Raw genomic sequence first — 19,035 nt, forward strand, 5'->3', positions numbered from 1 at the left:
GCGTCAGGGAGCGCCTTCGATGTCCACAGGTCCAACTCGTCCGTCCACCTCCTCCCGCCGCATGGGGCAGCTGTCGCTGCTGACCCTGGCCTTGCTCGCCAGCGGCGCCTGCAGCCTGCCGGCGCTGGCCGCAGAGCCCACCCAGGCCAGCGGCCCGCGCATGGGCGACTACCGCTTCGCCATCGCCCAGCAGCCGTTGGTCTCGGCGATCAACGCCTTCAGCCAGGTCACTGGTTGGCAGGTCGGCTTCAATGCCGAGTTGGCCGAGGGAGTGTCCTCGCCGGGGGTGCAAGGCTCGCTGGCGCCGGAGGCCGCGCTCAAGCGCCTGCTCCAGGGCACCGGCCTGGGCTATCGCAAGATCGGCAACGGCAACGTGGTGCTCGAACGCCAGGTGGCAGGCAACGCCATCGCCCTGCAGCAGCTCACCGTCAGCGCCACCCGCAGTGCCCAGGACGTCAGCCAGGTGCCCAGCACCGTCAGCGTGCAGACCCGCGAACAACTGGACCGGCAGAACGTCAACAACATCCAGCAACTGGTCCGCTACGAGCCTGGCGTGTCGGTCGCCGGCACGGGCCAGCGCAGCGGCCTCAATGGCTACAACATCCGCGGCATCGACGGCGAACGCATCCTGACCCAGGTCGACGGCGTGTCCATTCCAGACAGCTTCTTCTACGGCCCCTACGCCCAGACCCAACGCAACTATGTCGACCCGGAGATCGTCAAGCGCGTCGAGATTCTTCGCGGCCCGGCCTCGGTGCTGTACGGCAGCAATGCCATCGGCGGCGCGGTGAGCTACTTCACCCTCGACCCGGACGACATCCTCAAACCCGGCAAGGACGTCGGTGCGCGCCTGAAGACCGGCTACAGCTCGGCGGACGAAAGCTGGCTGACCTCCGCCACCGTGGCCGGCCGCCAGGGCGACTTCGACGGCCTGCTGCACCTGAGCCAGCGCAATGGCCACGAGACCGAATCCTACGGCAGCCATGGCGGCACCGGCCTGGATCGCACGCAGGCCAACCCCGAGGACGTGCGCACCACCAACGTGCTGGCCAAGCTGGGCTGGAACTACGCCGACGATGCGCGCCTGGGCTTTACCTACGAGCGCTACAAGGACGATCGCGACCAGAACATCCTCAGCGCGGTGGGCGGCCCCTTCATTCCCGGTTTTGGCGCCATGAATTCCTATCGCACGCGCCAGGGCAACGACACCGTGACCCGCGAGCGCTTCGGGATCAATCATGAATTCGGCCTCGACAGCCTGGTCGCCGACCATGCGAAGTGGAGCCTGAACTACCAGATCGCCAAGACCGACCAGCGTACCGATGAAATCTACGCGGCCTCGGGGCGCGAGGTATTCAGGGATCGCCAGACCACCTACAAGGATCGCCAGTGGGTCTTCGATGCCCAGTTGGACAAATCCTTCAGCATCGGCCCGACCGATCACCTGCTGACCTACGGCACCACGCTCAAGCACGAGAAGGTCACCGGTTCGCGCAGCGGCACCGGCACCTGCCTGAACGTGGGCGGCAGCTGCGCGTTCATCGGCCAGGACAGCAGCCGGGACGGCCAGGCACTGGTCAGCGATTTCCCGGACCCGACCGTCGACACCTACAGCCTGTTCGCCCAGGATGAGATCCGCTGGAACAACTGGACCTTCCTGCCAGGCGCGCGCTACGACTACACCCGCATGGAGCCGCACATGACCACCGAGTTCCTGCGCGGCGTGCAAGGCAGCGGCGAGGCCCCCGAGCGGATCGACGACTCGGACAAGAAATGGCACCGCGTCTCGCCCAAGTTCGGCGTGACCTATGCCTTCAACGACAACTACACCTGGTACGGCCAGTACGCCGAGGGTTTCCGTACGCCGACCGCCAAGGCCATGTACGGGCGCTTCGACAACCCAAGCCTGGGCTATCGCGTGGAGCCGAACCCCGACCTCGAGCCGGAAAAGAGCAAGAGCTACGAGACCGGCCTGCGCGGCAACTTCGAGGCAGGCAACTTCGACGTGGCGGTGTTCTACAACAAGTACCGCGACTTCATCAACGAAGACGCCGTGCAGTCGGCCAATCTGGGCTCGACCTTCCAGGCCAACAACATCAAGCACGCCACCATCAAGGGGGCCGAGTTCAAGGGCCGCCTGAACCTGGACCACTTCGGCGTAACCCAGGGCCTGTACACCCAGGGCTCGCTGGCCTACGCCCATGGCCGCAACGACGACAACGGCCAGCCGCTCAACAGCATCAACCCGCTCACGGCAGTGATCGGCCTGGGCTACGAGCAGCAGAACTACGGCGGCCTGCTCAGCTGGACCCTGGTCAAGCGCAAGACCCGCGTCGACGACACCACCTTCTTCGCCCCCGACGGCACCAGCTCGCAGTTCCGCACCCCGGGCTACGGCGTGCTGGACCTGACCGGTTTCTACAAGGTGACCGACGACATCACCGTCAATGCAGGCCTGTACAACCTCACCGACAAGAAGTACTGGCAGTGGGACTCGGTGCGCGGCTACGACGCCCTGGGCGAGGCAGCGGTGACCCAACCGGCCAACCTCGACCGCCTGACCATGCCGGGCCGCAACTTCGCCATCAACCTGGTGTGGGATATCTGACCTGTAGTCAGGGGGGGGGCGCCCCGGCAAGGCCGCTCCCACATGGCCCTTCAGCGCCCATTATTTGTGATCGACTCGGCCCCTGTTGGAGCAGGCCGCGAAGCGGCCCCCTGACGATAATTTCACCTCTAGATGAGATTTTTTTACTGTTCCGTCTCACCTGGTTCGTCTTGTACTAGACAGCCTATTCCCAAGGACCCGCCTCCATGACCAGCACCCTTGCCTCTGAACGCCCAAGCCTGCGCTCGCAGCGCCTGAACCAGATCACCCATGCGCCGCACAGCGAGCTCGATGCCCTGGTCAAGTCCCATGCGCCGTTCGACAATCGCGAAAACTTCGCACGCTTCGTGGTCGCCCAGTACCTGTTCCAGTCCGAACTGCAGGCCCTGTACAACGACCCACAACTGATCGCCATCGTCCCCGACCTGGCCGAGCGCTGCCGCGCCGAACAGGCCCGCCTGGACCTGGCCGACCTGGACACCGAAGTCCCCGCACCGGTCTTGGGCGCCCTGCACAACCCGAGCCTGGGCGAGGCGATGGGCTGGATCTTCGTCTCCGAAGGCTCCAAACTAGGCGCCGCGTTCCTGATCAAGCGTGCCGTGGCCCTGGGTCTGTCGGACAGCTTCGGTGCCCGCCACCTGGGCGAACCGGCCGGTGGCCGTGCCGAGGGCTGGAAGCAGTTCACCCGCATCCTCGACAGCCTGGAGCTGTCGGCCGAGGAGGAGGCCGCCGCCGAACGTGGCGCGGTCGCTGCCTTCGAGCGCTTCACCGAACTGCTCAAGCATGCCTACGCCGCGGATGCCGCACTGGCCTGACACGCCTTACCCGGCCACCCCTGGTGGCCGGACCGCCCCTTGCAGTGAGACCATGACCCAGCCTGCCCGCTCGAAGCTGTCCCGCCTGCTGTACGCGATCCTGGCCTATGTCAGCCTGGGGATAGGCCTGGTCGCCATCGTCGTGCCCGGCCTGCCGACCACCGAGTTCATTCTCCTTGCCGCCTGGGCCGCCACCCGCAGCTCACCGCGCCTGAGCGCCTGGCTGGAGAACCACCGGCTGTTCGGGCCGATCCTGTACAACTGGCGCAACGGCAAGGTCATCCAGCGCCGCGCCAAGGTCAGCGCCACCGTCAGCATGCTGCTGTGCGCCACGCTGATGCTGGTTTTCCTCGAGCATCGCTGGCCGGTGTTCCTGGCCCTGGCCGGCATGGCCCTGGGCAACCTGTGGATCTGGTCGCGCCCGGAGCGGCCTACCCCGCCCTGCCCCGGCACCGGCCCGGCCTGACGCTCACAAGCCCAGCAATCCCGAATACAGCGCATAGGCCGCCAACCCCGCCCCCACCAGCACCGCCGCGAAGATCAGCCTCTCCCACTGGGTGAACAGGGCTTGCCCCTGCTCGCGCTTGGCCCGGGCGAACAGCACCACCCCCGGCGCATAGAGCAGCGCCGACAGCAGCAGGTACTTGAGCCCTCCGGCATACAACAGCCAGATGGCATAGACCAGCGCCACCAGCGCCACCACCAGGTCCTTGCGGCGCATTCGCTCCTGCCCCGCGTAGCCCTCGCCTCGCAACGTGAGCAACACGGCGTAGGCCGCCGACCAGAAGTACGGCACCAGGATCATCGACGAGGCCAGGTAGATCAGGCTGGTGTAGGTGCCTGCGGAGAACAGCGTGATCAGCAGGAACCCCTGGATCATGCAGTTGGTCAGCCACAGGGCGTTGGCCGGCACATGGTTGGCGTTCTCGCGGGCCAGGAAGCGCGGCATGGTCTTGTCCCTGGCCGTGGCGTAGAGGATCTCGGCGCACAGCAACGCCCAGGACAGCAGGGCGCCGAGCAGCGACACCGCCAGGCCGATACTGATCAGCAAGCCTCCCCAGGGCCCGACGATGTGCTCGAGCACGGCGGCCAGCGACGGGTTCTGCAACTGCGCCAGCTCCGGCTGGGTCATCACCCCCAGCGATAGCACGTTGACCAGCACCAGCAGCGCCAGCACGCCGAGAAAACCGATCACCGTGGCCTTGCCCACGTCGCAGCGGTGCAAGGCCCGGCCGGAATAGACACTGGCGCCTTCGATGCCGATGAACACGAACACCGTCACCAGCATCATGTTGCGCACCTGCTCCAGCACGCTGCCGAACTTGGGATTGCCCAGGCCCCAGATGTCGCGGGTGAAGATGTCGGCACGAAAGGCGAAGGCGGCGATGACGATGAACATCAGCAGCGGCACGAGCTTGGCCACGGTAGTCACCTGGTTGATGAACGCCGCTTCCTTGATGCCGCGCAGCACCAGGAAGTGCACGGCCCACAGCAACAACGAGGCGCAGCCGATGGCCACCGGCGTGTTGCCCTCGCCGAACACCGGGAAGTAGAAGCCCAGGGTGCTGAACAGCAGCACGAAGTAGCCGACGTTGCCCAGCCAGGCGCTGATCCAGTAGCCCCAGGCCGAGGAGAAACCCATGTAGTCGCCGAAGCCGGCCTTGGCGTAGGCGTACACCCCGGAGTCCAGCTCAGGCTTGCGGTTGGCCAGGGTCTGGAACACGAAGGCCAGCGCCAGCATGCCGACGGCAGTGATGCCCCAGCCGATCAGCACAGCGCCCACGTCGGCCCGCGCCGCCATGTTCTGCGGCAACGAGAAGATCCCGCCGCCCACCATCGAACCGACCACCAGCGCGATCAACGCCCCCAGGCGCAGCTTTTGTCCCGGTTCGCTCATGGGGCCTCCCCCCTGCGTTCTGTCATACGCATGAAACAACCCTTGCGTTCATATAAAAGCTGCAGCCAATTTATATTAGACCAGGCGATCAGAGGCAGAAGATTCATAACCAGTATTTCTATGCCACCTGCAACTTCACGCCCGTTATTTCCGTGACGTGAATCACACTGCACCGGTACACAATGTGTTTACCCGGAAAATTTGCTTATTACCCAAAAGCGGCTAGCTTCAACATTCGCAGGCCGGTGGAGCGATTGCTCCAGATGGACATGGAGGTGCCAGCGCACAAGGCCTGCAGCCACGCTGTCGGCACTCTCCAGGAGGCGCGTGAAGGAATTTTCCTACTTCACAACGTCATGAACTGATCTGCATCAGCGAATGACGAAGGCGTCGGATTTATTCTGTCGTCAACTTTCTCCTGGCACGGAGTTGTTAAATGTCTGATTCTCCCGGAAAACTAAAACTGGGTGCACTTGTTGCACTTGTCGTCGGTTCGATGATTGGCGGCGGGATCTTCTCGTTGCCGCAAAACATGGCGGCCAGCGCCGGTGTCGGTGCCGTGCTGATCGGCTGGGCCATCACCGCCGTCGGCATGCTGACCCTGGCCTTCGTGTTCCAGACCCTGGCCAACCGCAAGCCTGACCTGGACGGTGGTGTGTACGCCTACGCCAAGGCCGGCTTCGGCGACTACATGGGTTTCTCCTCGGCCTGGGGCTACTGGATCAGCGCCTGGCTGGGCAACGTCGGCTACTTCGTGCTGCTGTTCAGCACCCTGGGCTACTTCTTCCCGATCTTCGGCGAAGGCAACACCCTGGCCGCCGTCATCGGTGCGTCGATCCTGCTCTGGGCCGTGCATTTCCTGGTGCTGCGCGGCATCAAGGAAGCGGCGTTCATCAACCTGATCACCACCGTGGCCAAGGTCGTGCCGCTGGCGCTGTTCGCCTTGATCTGCCTGTTCGCCTTCAAGCTCGACGTGTTCACCGCCGACATCTGGGGTGAGAGCTCACCTGACCTGGGCAGCGTGATGAACCAGGTACGCAACATGATGCTGGTCACCGTGTGGGTGTTCATCGGCATCGAGGGTGCGAGCATCTTCTCCTCGCGGGCGGAAAAACGCTCCGACGTGGGCAAGGCCACGGTCATCGGCTTCATCACCGTGCTGTTGTTCCTGGTGCTGGTCAACGTGCTGTCGCTGGGCGTGATGACCCAACCGGAACTGGCCAAGCTGCAGAACCCGTCGATGGCCGCCGTGCTCGAGCACGTGGTCGGCCACTGGGGCGCGGTGCTGATCAGCGTCGGCCTGATCATCTCGCTGCTCGGTGCCCTGCTGTCGTGGGTACTGCTGTGCGCCGAGATCATGTTCGCCGCGGCCAAGGACCACACCATGCCGGAGTTCCTGCGCCGCGAGAACGCCAACCATGTGCCGGCCAATGCCCTGTGGCTGACCAACGCCATGGTGCAGATCTTCCTGGTCATCACCCTGTTCTCCAGCAGCACCTACCTGTCGCTGATCTACCTCGCCACCTCGATGATCCTGGTGCCCTACCTCTGGTCGGCGGCCTACGCCTTCCTGCTGGCGGTACGCAGCGAAACCTACGAGCAGGCCCTGGCCGAACGGCGCAAGGACCTGATCATCGGCGGCATCGCCCTGTTGTACGCCATCTGGCTGCTGTACGCCGGCGGCGTGAAGTACCTGCTGCTCTCGGCCCTGCTCTACGCCCCTGGCGCGATCCTGTTCGCCAAGGCCAAGCGCGAGGTGGGCCAACCCATCTTCACCCCGGTGGAAAAACTGATCTTCGCGGCCGTCGTGGTCGGCGCCCTGGTGGCGGCCTATGGCCTCTACGACGGCTTCCTGACCCTTTGAACCACGTCTTCGCATTCTTGGAGGTATGAATCATGTCCACGGAAAAAGTGCAATACGGCGTCCACTCCGAAGCCGGCAAGCTGCGCAAGGTGATGGTCTGCGCCCCGGGCCTGGCGCACAAGCGCCTGACCCCGAGCAACTGCGACGAACTGCTGTTCGATGATGTGATCTGGGTCGACCAGGCCAAGCGCGACCACTTCGACTTCGTCACCAAGATGCGCGAGCGCGGCGTCGAGGTGCTGGAGATGCACAACCTGCTCACCGAGATCGTGCAGAACAAGGAAGCGCTCAAGTGGATCCTCGACCGCAAGATCACCGCTGACACCGTCGGCGTCGGCCTGACCAACGAAGTGCGCAGCTGGCTGGAAGGCCTGGAGCCGCGCCACCTGGCCGAGTTCCTGATCGGCGGCGTGGCCGGCCAGGACCTGCCGGAGAGCGAAGGCGCCAGCGTGATCAAGATGTACAACGACTACCTGGGCCACTCCAGCTTCATCCTGCCGCCGCTGCCCAACACCCAGTTCACCCGCGACACCACCTGCTGGATCTACGGCGGCGTGACGCTCAACCCGATGTACTGGCCAGCGCGTCGCCAGGAAACCCTGCTGACCACCGCCATCTACAAGTTCCACCCCGAGTTCACCAAGGCCGACTTCCAGGTCTGGTATGGCGACCCGGACAAGGACCACGGCCAGGCCACCCTCGAAGGCGGCGACGTCATGCCGATCGGCAAGGGCATCGTGCTGATCGGCATGGGCGAGCGCACCTCGCGCCAGGCCATCGGCCAACTGGCACAGAACCTGTTCGCCAAGGGCGCGGCGCAGAAAGTGATCGTCGCCGGCCTGCCGAAGTCCCGCGCCGCCATGCACCTGGACACCGTGTTCAGCTTCTGCGACCGCGACCTGGTCACGGTCTTCCCGGAAGTGGTCCGGGAGATCGTGCCGTTCATCATCCAGCCGGACGAAAGCAGGCCCTACGGCATGGACGTGCGCCGCGAGAACAAGACATTCATCGAGGTGGTCGCCGAACAACTGGGCCTGGCCAAGCTACGGGTGGTCGAGACCGGCGGCAACAGCTTCGCCGCCGAACGCGAGCAGTGGGATGACGGCAACAACGTGGTGGCGGTGGAGCCCGGCGTGGTCATCGGCTACGACCGCAACACCTACACCAACACCCTGCTGCGCAAGGCCGGTATCGAGGTCATCACCATCAGCGCCGGCGAGCTGGGCCGCGGCCGGGGCGGCGGCCACTGCATGACCTGCCCGATCGTGCGCGACCCGATCGACTACTAACGACCATCGCTTGCCGGCTGCCCCCCACGCGGCGGCAGCCGGACACAACCCGAATCCAAGGAGAACCGTCATGGCGTTCAACATCCACAACCGCAACCTGCTCAGCCTGGAGCACCACTCCACCCGCGAGTTGAAGTACCTGCTGGACCTCTCCCGCGACCTCAAGCGTGCCAAGTACACCGGCACCGAGCAGCAGCACCTCAAGGGCAACAACATCGCCCTGATCTTCGAGAAGACCTCCACCCGCACCCGTTGCGCCTTCGAGGTCGCCGCCTATGACCAAGGCGCCAACGTCACCTACATCGACCCCAACTCTTCGCAGATCGGCCACAAGGAAAGCATGAAGGACACCGCCCGCGTGCTCGGGCGCATGTACGACGCCATCGAGTACCGGGGCTTCAAGCAGGAGATCGTCGAGGAGCTGGCCAAGTATGCCGGCGTGCCGGTGTTCAACGGCCTGACCGATGAATACCACCCGACCCAGATGATCGCCGACGTGCTGACCATGCGCGAGCACAGCGACAAGCCACTGCACGACATCAGCTACGCCTACCTGGGCGATGCCCGCAACAACATGGGCAACTCGCTGCTGCTGATCGGCGCCAAGCTCGGCATGGACGTGCGCATCGCCGCGCCCAAGGCGCTGTGGCCGCATGACGACCTGGTCGAGCGTTGCAAGCAATACGCCGAAGAGAGCGGTGCGCGCATCACCCTCACCGAAGACCCGAAAGCCGCGGTCCAGGGCGTGGACTTCGTCCACACCGACGTCTGGGTGTCCATGGGCGAGCCGGTCGAGGCCTGGGGCGAGCGCATCAAGCTGCTGCTGCCCTACCAGGTGAACAAGGAACTGATGAAGTCCACCGGCAACCCGCGGACCAAGTTCATGCATTGCCTGCCGGCCTTCCACAACTCCGAGACCAAGGTCGGCAAGCAGATCGCCGAGCAGTACCCGAACCTGGCCAACGGCATCGAAGTGACCGACGACGTGTTCGAGTCGCCCGCCTGCATTGCCTTCGAGCAGGCGGAGAACCGCATGCACACGATCAAGGCGATCCTGGTGTCGACGCTGGCCGACCTGTAACGCCACGCGCGATCCCTGTGGGAGGCGGGCCTGCTCCCTCCCACAGGCTCAGCGTCGATCAGCACATTTCCGTTTAAAGGACATTCCCCATGCGTATCGTTGTTGCTTTGGGCGGCAACGCCCTGTTGCGCCGCGGCGAGCCGATGACCGCCGACAACCAGCGCGCCAATATCCGCATCGCCACCGAGCAGATCGCCAAGATCCATGCCGGCAACGAACTGGTCATCGCCCACGGCAACGGTCCCCAGGTCGGCCTGCTGTCGCTCCAGGGCCAGGCCTACAAACCCGACGAGGCTTACCCGCTGGATGTGCTCGGAGCCGAAACCGAAGGCATGATCGGCTACATGATCGAGCAGGAGCTGGGCAACCTGCTGCCGTTCGAAGTGCCGTTCGCCACCCTGCTCACCCAGGTGGAAGTGGATGCCAACGACCCGGCCTTCCAGGACCCGACCAAGTTCATCGGCCCGGTCTATGGCAAGGAAGAAGCCCAGCGCCTGGCCGAGGAGAAAGGCTGGGTGGTCAAGCCCGACGGCGACAAGTACCGCCGCGTCGTGGCCAGCCCCAGGCCCAAGCGCATCTTCGAGATCAAGCCGATCACCTGGCTGCTGGAGAAAGGCACCGTGGTGATCTGCGCCGGCGGCGGCGGCATCCCCACCATGTACGACCCGGCCAAGGGCGAACGCCTCCTCCAGGGCATCGAGGCGGTGATCGATAAGGACCTGTGCTCGGCACTGCTGGCCGAGCAGCTCAAGGCCGACCTTCTGGTGATCGCCACCGACGTGAACGCGGCGTACATTGACTACAACAAGCCCACCCAGAAAGCCATCGCCGAAGCCCACCCCGACGAGCTGGAAAAGCTCGGCTTCGCCGCCGGCTCCATGGGACCGAAGGTCCAGGCCGCCTGCGACTTCGCGCGCCACACTGGCAAGGTGGCGGTGATCGGTTCGCTGTCGGACATCCAGGACATCGTCAAGGGCACCGCCGGCACCCGCGTCTCCACCGCCAAGCCGGGCATCAGCTACCGTTGAGTGCAGTAGGCGGGCGTGGGGCGCCCGCCGTTTTCAACTTTCCGGAGGATTGCGCCATGGCCCAGTTCCAACCCGGTCACCTGCATATCGAGCGCCATGCGCTGACCAAGGATGACCATAGCTACAACCTGTGCATCGATTACGAGGTCGCGCAGGATCCCAAGGAAGGCAAGGGCATGCAGTTCCGCATGCACGGCAATATCCAGGGCAAGGACATGGACGAGACGTTCTTCCTGGCCAAGGACCAGGCCTTCGACTTCGCCCGCCATGTCACCCGGGTGGCGGAAAAGTACGGCATCCCGAAAAACGCCAGTAGCCTCGGCTCGTCACACAAGTACTACGACCTGATGTTCGAGGACGTACGGGCGCAACTGGACGTGAAATCCGGAGACCCCATCAAGCCCGAGCACCTGGGATAGGAGCTGCAAGCTGCAAGAGACTGCCGAACCTGCGCGATTCGCTTTTCTCTTGCAGCTTGAAGCATGAAGCTTGAAGCTATCCGCCTCCATCCCCGGCTACCGCTCCCCCAATGCGCATCCACGTCAGCTTCATCGACCGCGTCGGCATCACCCAGGAAGTCCTGGCCCTGCTCGGTGCCCGCAACCTCAACCTCGACGCCGTGGAGATGGTCCCGCCGAACGTCTACATCGACGCCCCGACCTTGAGCCCCGCCGTGCTCGAGGAACTGCACGATGCGCTGTTCGAGGTCCAGGGCGTGCAGTCGGTGGAAGTGGTCGACATCCTTCCCGGCCAGCGTCGCCACCTGCAGCTCGATGCCCTGCTCGCCGCCATGAGCGACCCGGTGCTGGCGGTAGACAGCGCCGGCAAGGTGTTGCTGGCCAACCCGGCGCTGATCGCCCTGTGCGGGCGCGAGTCGGCCGGCCGCTCGGTGGGCGAGCTGTTTGGCGACCCGGGGCTGCTCCAGGCCCTGCTGGACAACAACTTCCACCTGCCCATGCGCGAGATGCAGCTCAACGGCCAGAGCCTGCTGCTCGACGCCACGCCGATCACCAACGCCGGCGGCCTGCTCACCCTCTATCCGCCGCACCGCATGGGCGAACGCCTGTCGGCCCTGCACCACGATCACGCCGAAGGCTTCGATGCCCTGCTCGGCGACTCCCCGGCGATCCGCACCCTCAAGGCCCGTGCCCTGCGCGTGGCAGCCCTGGATGCACCGCTGCTGGTACATGGCGAGACCGGTACCGGCAAGGAGCTGGTGGCCCGCGCCTGCCATGCCACCAGCAGCCGCCATGCCGCGCCGTTCCTCGCGCTGAACTGCGCCGCACTGCCGGAGAACCTGGCCGAGAGCGAACTGTTCGGCTACGCCCCGGGCGCCTTCACCGGCGCGCAACGGGGTGGTAAGCCAGGCTTGATGGAACTGGCCAACCAGGGCACGGTGTTCCTCGACGAGATCGGCGAGATGTCGCCCTACCTGCAGGCCAAGCTGCTGCGTTTTCTCAACGACGGCAGCTTCCGTCGGGTCGGTGGCGACCGCGAGGTCAAGGTCGACGTGCGCATCATCAGCGCCACCCACCGCGACCTGGAACGCATGGTCGCCGAAGGCACGTTCCGCGAAGACCTGTTCTATCGCCTCAACGTCCTTAACCTGCAAGTCCCGCCCCTGCGCGAACGTGGCCAGGACATCCTCCTGCTGGCGCATGTCTTCATGCAGCAGGCCTGCACCCAGATCCAGCGCCCACCCTGCCACCTGGCACCGGCCACCCACCCGGCGCTGCTGGCCAACCCCTGGCCCGGTAACGTACGTCAATTGCAGAACGTGATCTTCCGCGCCGCCGCCATCTGCGATGGCAGCCTGGTGGACATCGGCGACCTGGACATCGCCGGTACCTCGGTGGCGCGTGGCCAGGATGGTGACGTGGCCAGCCTGGAGCAAGCCGTCCAGGCCTTCGAGCGCGACCTGCTGCAGCGCCTGTACGTGAGCCATCCTTCGACTCGCCAGTTGGCCAACCGGTTGCAGACCTCGCACACCGCCATCGCCCAGCGCCTGCGTAAGTACGGGATTCCGGCGAAGGGCTGATGACGGTACGGACCATCTTCGTATCGATTTCATTACGTCGTAATGAAATCGATACACGCCTTTGCAGATGCAGCTACGCAAGGGTTTGATCCAGCACAGCTTTTCAATCGCCCAACATCTGTAGCGATTTCATTACAGACTGCGGAACATGGACTTTCCCAATATCCCCTCAACCCATTGATTTATAAGCGATTGACTCATCTGGCCGCATTATTGCTAAGGGAATTCCAACCAAGAGTGCGGACCTACCGCACCCAACGCCCCCTGCGAGGAATTTCCATGAGCGAGTTGCGTTTCACCGAAGATCACGAATGGCTGCGCGTCGAGGCCGACGGCAGCGTCACCGTGGGCATCACCGCCTACGCCCAGAACGCCCTGGGCGATGTGGTCTACGTGCAACTGCCAGAACTGCAGCACTACGAAAAAGGTGCCGAAGCCTCCACCGTCGAATCGGTGAAGGCCGCCAGCGGCGTCTACATGCCCCTGACCGGTGAAGTGATCGCGGTCAACGACCAGCTCGACGCCAGCCCCGAGCTGGTCAACGAAGACCCGCTGGGCGAAGGCTGGTTCTTCCGCTTCGTCCCCGCCGACGCCAGCGCCGTGGCCAGCCTGCTCGACCAGGCCGCCTACGACCGCCTGCTCAACGCCAACGACGACGCCTGAGGAGAAGCCGCCATGACCATCGACCTCGGCACCGCCAACGAATTCATCGCCCGTCACATCGGCCCACGCAGCGCCGACGAGCAGGCCATGCTCGCCACCCTGGGCTTCGATTCCCTGGAGGCCATGACCGCCGCTGTCATCCCCGAGAGCATCAAGGGCACTAGCGTGCTGGGCGCCAGCGACGGCCAGAGCGAGGCCGATGCCCTCGCCGACCTCAAGGCCATCGCCAGCCAGAACCAGCTGTTCAAGAGCTATATCGGCCAGGGCTACTACAACTGCCATACCCCGGCGCCGATCCTGCGCAACCTGCTGGAAAACCCGGCCTGGTACACCGCCTACACCCCCTACCAGCCGGAAATCTCCCAAGGCCGCCTGGAAGCGCTGCTGAACTTCCAGACCCTGGTCAGCGACCTGACCGGCCTGCCGATCGCCAACGCATCCTTGCTCGACGAAGCCACGGCCGCCGCCGAGGCCATGACCTTCTGCAAGCGCCTGTCGAAGAACAAGGCCAGCCATGCCTTCTTCGCCTCCGTCCACTGCCACCGGCAGACCCTCGACGTGCTGCGCACCCGTGCCGAGCCCCTGGGCATCGAGGTGGTGGTCGGCGACGAGCGCGAACTGACCGACGTCAGCGCGTTCTTCGGCGCCCTGCTGCAATACCCGGCCAGCAACGGCGACGTGTTCGACTACCGTGAGCTGGTGCAACGCTTCCACGCCGCCAACGCCCTGGTAGCGGTGGCCGCCGACCTGCTGGCGCTGACCCTGCTCACCCCGCCCGGCGAGTTCGATGCGGACGTGGCCATCGGCAGCGCCCAACGTTTCGGCGTACCGCTGGGCTTCGGCGGCCCGCACGCGGCCTACTTCGCCACCCGTGACGCCTTCAAGCGCGACATGCCGGGCCGCCTGGTCGGCGTGTCGATCGACCGTTTCGGCAAGACCGCCCTGCGCCTGGCCATGCAGACCCGCGAACAGCACATCCGCCGCGAGAAAGCCACCAGCAACATTTGCACCGCCCAGGTGCTGCTGGCCAACATCGCCAGCATGTTCGCCGTGTACCACGGCCCGGCCGGCCTCAAGCGCATCGCCGAACGCACCCATGCCCTGACCGCGATCCTCGCCGCCGGCCTCGGCCAACTGGGCGTCAACGTGGTGACCGGCGCCTGCTTCGACACCCTGACCCTGGCCACCGGCGATGCCACCGCCAGCCTGCACGACAAAGCCCGCGCCCAGCGCGTCAACCTGCGCCAGGTCGACGCCACGCACCTGGGCCTGTCCCTGGACGAGACCTGCACCCAGGCCGACGTCGAGGCCCTCTGGCAACTGTTCGCCGGCGACCAGGCCCTGCCGGACTTCGCCGCCCTGGCCGCCACCGCGGCCTCGCGCCTGCCGGCCGCCCTGCTGCGCCAGTCGGCGATCCTCGCGCACCCGGTGTTCAACCGCTACCACAGCGAAACCGAGCTGATGCGCTACCTGCGCCGCCTGGCCGACAAGGACCTGGCCCTGGACCGCAGCATGATCCCGCTGGGCTCGTGCACCATGAAGCTCAACGCCGCCAGCGAGATGATCCCGGTGACCTGGGCCGAGTTCGGCAACCTGCACCCCTTCGCCCCGGCCGAGCAGAGCCAGGGCTACCTGCAGATGACCCGCGAACTGGAGGACATGCTCTGCGCCGCCACCGGCTATGACGCCGTGTCGCTGCAGCCCAATGCCGGCTCCCAGGGCGAATACGCCGGCCTGCTGGCGATCCGCGCCTACCACCGCAGCCGCGGCGAGGGCCATCGCAACATCTGCCTGATCCCCTCCTCGGCCCACGGCACCAACCCGGCGACCGCGCACATGGCCGGCATGCGCGTGGTGGTCACCGCCTGCGACGCCCGTGGCAACGTCGATGTCGACGACCTGCGCGCCAAGGCCATCGAGCACCGCGAGCAACTCGCCGCGCTGATGATCACCTACCCGTCGACCCACGGCGTGTTCGAGGAAGCGATCGGCGAGATCTGCGCGATCATCCACGACAACGGCGGCCAGGTGTACATCGACGGTGCCAACATGAACGCCATGGTCGGCCTGTGCGCACCGGGCAAGTTCGGCGGCGACGTGTCGCACCTGAACCTGCACAAGACCTTCTGCATCCCCCACGGCGGTGGCGGCCCGGGCGTCGGCCCGATCGGCGTCAAGTCGCACCTGGCCCCCTTCCTGCCGGGCCACGCGGCCCTGGCCAACCCCGAGGGCGCGGTCTGTGCCGCACCGTTCGGCAGCGCCAGCATCCTGCCGATCACCTGGATGTACATCCGCATGATGGGCGGCGCCGGCCTCAAGCGCGCTTCGCAGATGGCCATCCTCAACGCCAACTACATCGCCCGTCGCCTGGAAGAGCACTATCCTGTTTTGTACACCGGTGGCAACGGCCTGGTCGCCCACGAGTGCATCCTCGACCTGCGCCCGCTCAAGGACACCAGCGGCATCAGCGTCGACGACGTGGCCAAGCGCCTGATCGACTTCGGCTTCCACGCCCCGACCATGTCCTTCCCGGTAGCCGGTACGCTGATGATCGAACCGACCGAAAGCGAGTCCAAGGAAGAACTGGACCGTTTCTGCGACGCGATGATCCAGATCCGCGAGGAAATCCGCGCCGTGGAGAACGGCAGCCTGGACAAGGACGACAACCCGCTGAAGAACGCCCCGCACACGGCGGCGGAGCTGGTCGGCGAATGGGCGCACGGCTACAGCCGCGAGCAGGCGGTGTACCCACTGCCGAGCCTGGTGGAAGGCAAGTACTGGCCACCCGTCGGCCGGGTCGACAACGTGTACGGCGACCGCAACCTAGTCTGCGCGTGCCCGTCGATCGAGAGCTACCAGGACGCCTGATAGCCCCAGGCTCGCCACCCACCCTGTGGCAGCGGGCTTGCCCGCGAAAGCGTCGGTGAAGCCACCATCGCATTCGCGGGCAAGCCCGCCGCCACAGGTTCACCGTCATCCCGACGACCCTGGTAGGAGGTCACCATGTCATTGAGCGTCTTCGACCTGTTCAAGATCGGCATCGGCCCCTCCAGCTCCCATACCGTCGGCCCGATGCGCGCTGCTGCGCGTTTCGCCGAAGGGCTGCGCCGCGAAGGCCTGCTGGCCCGCACCGCCAGCGTCAAGGCCGAGCTGTACGGCTCCCTCGGCGCCACCGGCAAGGGCCACGGCAGCGACAAGGCCGTGCTGCTGGGCCTGGAGGGCGAACACCCGGACAGCATCGACACCGAGTCCATCCCTGCCCGCCTGCACGCGATCCGTGACAGCGGCCGCCTGCGCCTGCTCGGCGAGCACGAGATCGCCTTCGTCGAAAAGCAGCACCTGGCGATGATCCGCAAGCCGCTGGACTACCACCCCAACGGCATGATCTTCCGCGCCTTCGACGCCGCCGGGTTGCAGATCCGCAGCCGCGAATACTACTCGGTAGGCGGCGGTTTCGTGGTCGACGAAGAGGCCGCAGGGCAGGATCGCATCGTCGAAGACACCACCGTGCTGGCCTATCCGTTCAAGACCGCCAAGGAGTTGCTCGCCCACTGCACCGCGCAGCAGCTGTCGTTCAGCCAGGTGATGCTGGCCAACGAAGCCGCCTGGCGGCCAGAGGCCGAGACCCGTGCCGGCCTGCTGCGTATCTGGCAGGTCATGCAGGACTGCGTCGAGGCCGGCTGCCGTCATGAGGGCATCCTGCCTGGCGGGCTGAAGGTCAGGCGCCGTGCACCGGCCCTGTACCGCCAGTTGAGCCGCCATCCGGAAGCCAGCCTGCGCGATGCCCTGTCGGTGCTCGACTGGGTCAACCTCTATGCCCTGGCGGTGAACGAGGAGAACGCCTACGGCGGACGGGTGGTCACCGCCCCGACCAACGGCGCGGCCGGCATCGTCCCGGCGGTCCTGCACTACTACATGCGCTTCGTCCCCGGTGCCAGCGAGGACGGGGTGGTGCGCTTTCTGCTCACCGCCGCGGCCATCGGCATCCTCTACAAGGAAAACGCCTCGATCTCCGGTGCCGAGGTCGGCTGCCAGGGCGAGGTCGGCGTGGCCTGCTCCATGGCCGCCGGAGCCCTGTGCGAAGTCATGGGCGGTACCCCGCAGCAAGTCGAGAACGCCGCCGAGATCGGTATGGAACACAACCTGGGCCTGACCTGCGACCCCATCGGCGGGCTGGTCCAGGTGCCTTGCATCGAGCGCAACGCCATGGGCTCGGTCAAGGCCATCAATGCGGTGCGCATGGCCTTGCGCGGCGACGGGCAGCACTACGTGTCGCTCGACAAGGTCATCCGCACCATGCGCCAGACCGGCGCCGACATGAAAAGCAAGTACAAGGAGACCGCCCGTGGCGGTCTGGCCGTCAACATCATCGAATGCTGACCCGAACACTACCTGAGGAGCCCCCGATGTCCGAAACACTGCACAAGACCCCGCTGCACGCCCTGCACCTGGAACTGGGCGCGCGCATGGTGCCGTTCGCCGGCTACGACATGCCGGTGCAGTACCCGCTGGGCGTGCTCAAGGAGCACCTGCACACCCGCGAGCAGGCCGGCCTGTTCGACGTCTCGCACATGGGGCAGATCCGCCTGCGTGGCGCCGAGGCCGCCCAGGCCCTGGAAACCCTGGTGCCGGTGGACATCGTCGACCTGCCGCTGGGCATGCAGCGCTATGCCATGTTCACCAACGAACAGGGTGGGATCCTCGACGACCTGATGGTCGCCAACCTGGGCGACGACGAGTTGTTCCTGGTGGTCAACGCCGCCTGCAAGGACCAGGACCTGGCCCACCTGCGCCAGCACATCGGCTCGCGTTGCGACATCCAGCCGCTGTTCGAAGAACGTGCGCTGCTCGCCCTGCAAGGCCCGGCGGCTGCCCAGGTGCTCGAGCGCCTGGCACCGGAGGTGGCCGGCATGACCTTCATGCAGTTCCGCCCGGTCACCCTGCTGGGCGAAGACTGCTACGTCAGCCGCTCGGGCTACACCGGTGAAGACGGTTACGAGATCTCGGTGCCGGCCGGCGCCGCCGAAGCCCTCGCCCGTCGCCTGCTGGCCGAACCCGAAGTACAGCCGATCGGCCTGGGCGCACGTGACTCGCTGCGCCTGGAAGCTGGCCTGTGCCTGTACGGCCACGACATGGACACCCGCACCACGCCAGTGGAGGCCAGCCTGCTATGGGCCATCTCCAAGGCACGCCGTGCCGACGGCGCTCGCGCTGGCGGCTTCCCGGGCGCGCAAGCCGTGTTCGCCCAGCAGCAGCAAGGTGTCGCCCGCAAGCGTGTCGGCCTGCTGCCCCAGGAGCGCACGCCGGTACGCGAAGGTGCCGAGATCGTCGACCAGAACGGCAAGCCGGTCGGCAAGGTGTGCAGCGGCGGTTTCGGCCCGACGCTCGGTGCACCGGTCGCCATGGGTTATGTCGATAGCGAACATGCCGCGCTCGATACCGCCTTGTTTGCTGTTGTACGGGGCAAGCAGGTGGCCTTGAAAGTCAGCAAAATGCCTTTTGTCGCGCAACGTTACTATCGCGGTTGATTGTTCCCACGGCAGGTTCGGCATATTCGTTTTCGAACCTGCCTAATAACTTTTGAACATGGCGCCAGGCCAGGCACCATGCCGTTTCCGACAATTTTGTCGGTTATCGGAAAAAGCCTGAATTCCAGCGGTCCGGAGGGCTTGTTTTTGTCGACGGAGTTAGCGTAGAGTCACTGCACTGTGTTTGCATGGGTCGCAACAGTTCGTGACCTGGGCCAGTAGCT

The 19,035-nt window shown here is 65.4% G+C and carries 14 protein-coding genes; 13 read left to right on the forward strand and 1 reads right to left on the reverse strand.

The window, feature by feature from the left end:
* Nucleotides 1-19 precede the first annotated feature (19 nt).
* From ABFA30_RS18515 to ABFA30_RS18525, 3 genes are all read left to right on the forward strand, one after another.
* Nucleotides 20-2,608: a TonB-dependent receptor gene (locus ABFA30_RS18515; RefSeq protein ID WP_225787217.1), complete on the forward strand. Its 2,589-nt coding sequence runs from the start codon at nucleotides 20-22 to the stop codon at nucleotides 2,606-2,608.
* 206 nt (nucleotides 2,609-2,814) lie between these two features.
* Nucleotides 2,815-3,423 carry a biliverdin-producing heme oxygenase gene (locus ABFA30_RS18520; RefSeq protein ID WP_225787216.1) on the forward strand — a complete coding sequence of 203 codons (609 nt, stop codon included), beginning with the start codon at nucleotides 2,815-2,817 and terminating at the stop codon, nucleotides 3,421-3,423.
* Nucleotides 3,424-3,475: 52 nt separating this feature from the next.
* The gene (locus ABFA30_RS18525; RefSeq protein ID WP_225787215.1) at nucleotides 3,476-3,889 is read left to right on the forward strand and encodes a YbaN family protein; all 414 of its coding nucleotides are present in this window, start codon (nucleotides 3,476-3,478) and stop codon (nucleotides 3,887-3,889) included.
* A 3-nt stretch (nucleotides 3,890-3,892) separates the two neighbouring features.
* On the opposite strand, the gene arcD (ABFA30_RS18530) is transcribed toward ABFA30_RS18525, so the two are convergent.
* A complete protein-coding gene (gene arcD / locus ABFA30_RS18530) occupies nucleotides 3,893-5,320 on the reverse strand; it encodes an arginine-ornithine antiporter (RefSeq protein ID WP_225787214.1) in 1,428 nt (475 codons plus the stop codon).
* Between the two features lie 436 nt (nucleotides 5,321-5,756).
* Between arcD (ABFA30_RS18530) and arcD (ABFA30_RS18535) the strand changes: the two genes are divergently transcribed.
* The 10 genes from arcD (ABFA30_RS18535) to gcvT all read left to right on the forward strand — a co-directional run bounded on the left by arcD (ABFA30_RS18535) (nucleotide 5,757) and on the right by gcvT (nucleotide 18,811).
* Entirely contained in the window at nucleotides 5,757-7,184 is a 1,428-nt protein-coding gene (gene arcD / locus ABFA30_RS18535; RefSeq protein ID WP_410045782.1) for an arginine-ornithine antiporter, read from the forward strand.
* Between the two features lie 32 nt (nucleotides 7,185-7,216).
* Nucleotides 7,217-8,473 (forward strand): arginine deiminase, encoded by a 1,257-nt coding sequence (gene arcA, locus ABFA30_RS18540; protein ID WP_225787212.1) that lies wholly within the window; start codon nucleotides 7,217-7,219, stop codon nucleotides 8,471-8,473.
* Between the two features lie 70 nt (nucleotides 8,474-8,543).
* A complete protein-coding gene (locus tag ABFA30_RS18545; protein WP_225787211.1) occupies nucleotides 8,544-9,554 on the forward strand; it encodes an ornithine carbamoyltransferase in 1,011 nt (336 codons plus the stop codon).
* An 89-nt stretch (nucleotides 9,555-9,643) separates the two neighbouring features.
* On the forward strand, nucleotides 9,644-10,582 hold the full coding sequence (arcC, locus tag ABFA30_RS18550; protein ID WP_225787210.1) for a carbamate kinase: 939 nt from the start codon (nucleotides 9,644-9,646) through the stop codon (nucleotides 10,580-10,582).
* Between the two features lie 56 nt (nucleotides 10,583-10,638).
* Nucleotides 10,639-11,001, forward strand: a complete 363-nt coding sequence (locus ABFA30_RS18555; RefSeq protein WP_225787209.1) for a DUF5064 family protein — start codon at nucleotides 10,639-10,641, stop codon at nucleotides 10,999-11,001.
* Nucleotides 11,002-11,111: 110 nt separating this feature from the next.
* Nucleotides 11,112-12,620 carry a sigma-54-dependent transcriptional regulator gene (locus tag ABFA30_RS18560; protein WP_225787208.1) on the forward strand — a complete coding sequence of 503 codons (1,509 nt, stop codon included), beginning with the start codon at nucleotides 11,112-11,114 and terminating at the stop codon, nucleotides 12,618-12,620.
* Between the two features lie 279 nt (nucleotides 12,621-12,899).
* Nucleotides 12,900-13,283 (forward strand): glycine cleavage system protein GcvH, encoded by a 384-nt coding sequence (gene gcvH / locus ABFA30_RS18565; protein WP_225787207.1) that lies wholly within the window; start codon nucleotides 12,900-12,902, stop codon nucleotides 13,281-13,283.
* Nucleotides 13,284-13,295: 12 nt separating this feature from the next.
* A complete protein-coding gene (gene gcvP / locus ABFA30_RS18570) occupies nucleotides 13,296-16,151 on the forward strand; it encodes an aminomethyl-transferring glycine dehydrogenase (RefSeq protein WP_410045783.1) in 2,856 nt (951 codons plus the stop codon).
* Between the two features lie 135 nt (nucleotides 16,152-16,286).
* Complete coding sequence (locus ABFA30_RS18575; RefSeq protein ID WP_253101979.1) at nucleotides 16,287-17,663, forward strand: L-serine ammonia-lyase; 1,377 nt, start codon at nucleotides 16,287-16,289, stop codon at nucleotides 17,661-17,663.
* A gap of 26 nt (nucleotides 17,664-17,689) precedes the next feature.
* Nucleotides 17,690-18,811 carry a glycine cleavage system aminomethyltransferase GcvT gene (gene gcvT / locus ABFA30_RS18580; protein ID WP_410045784.1) on the forward strand — a complete coding sequence of 374 codons (1,122 nt, stop codon included), beginning with the start codon at nucleotides 17,690-17,692 and terminating at the stop codon, nucleotides 18,809-18,811.
* The last annotated feature ends 224 nt before the right edge of the window (nucleotides 18,812-19,035 follow it).

This window comes from Pseudomonas sp. HLMP, from assembly GCF_046365545.1.
GTDB lineage: Bacteria > Pseudomonadota > Gammaproteobacteria > Pseudomonadales > Pseudomonadaceae > Aquipseudomonas > Aquipseudomonas guariconensis_B.

Bases quoted from the DNA above. Each gene is read 5' to 3' on its own strand.
- ABFA30_RS18515 (WP_225787217.1), top strand. From the start codon at position 20: ATGTCCACAGGTCCAACTCGTCCGTCCACCTCCTCCCGCCGCATGGGG.
- ABFA30_RS18520 (WP_225787216.1), top strand. From the start codon at position 2,815: ATGACCAGCACCCTTGCCTCTGAACGCCCAAGCCTGCGCTCGCAGCGC.
- ABFA30_RS18525 (WP_225787215.1), top strand. From the start codon at position 3,476: ATGACCCAGCCTGCCCGCTCGAAGCTGTCCCGCCTGCTGTACGCGATC.
- arcD (WP_225787214.1), bottom strand. From the start codon at position 5,320: ATGAGCGAACCGGGACAAAAGCTGCGCCTGGGGGCGTTGATCGCGCTG.
- arcD (WP_410045782.1), top strand. From the start codon at position 5,757: ATGTCTGATTCTCCCGGAAAACTAAAACTGGGTGCACTTGTTGCACTT.
- arcA (WP_225787212.1), top strand. From the start codon at position 7,217: ATGTCCACGGAAAAAGTGCAATACGGCGTCCACTCCGAAGCCGGCAAG.
- ABFA30_RS18545 (WP_225787211.1), top strand. From the start codon at position 8,544: ATGGCGTTCAACATCCACAACCGCAACCTGCTCAGCCTGGAGCACCAC.
- arcC (WP_225787210.1), top strand. From the start codon at position 9,644: ATGCGTATCGTTGTTGCTTTGGGCGGCAACGCCCTGTTGCGCCGCGGC.
- ABFA30_RS18555 (WP_225787209.1), top strand. From the start codon at position 10,639: ATGGCCCAGTTCCAACCCGGTCACCTGCATATCGAGCGCCATGCGCTG.
- ABFA30_RS18560 (WP_225787208.1), top strand. From the start codon at position 11,112: ATGCGCATCCACGTCAGCTTCATCGACCGCGTCGGCATCACCCAGGAA.
- gcvH (WP_225787207.1), top strand. From the start codon at position 12,900: ATGAGCGAGTTGCGTTTCACCGAAGATCACGAATGGCTGCGCGTCGAG.
- gcvP (WP_410045783.1), top strand. From the start codon at position 13,296: ATGACCATCGACCTCGGCACCGCCAACGAATTCATCGCCCGTCACATC.
- ABFA30_RS18575 (WP_253101979.1), top strand. From the start codon at position 16,287: ATGTCATTGAGCGTCTTCGACCTGTTCAAGATCGGCATCGGCCCCTCC.
- gcvT (WP_410045784.1), top strand. From the start codon at position 17,690: ATGTCCGAAACACTGCACAAGACCCCGCTGCACGCCCTGCACCTGGAA.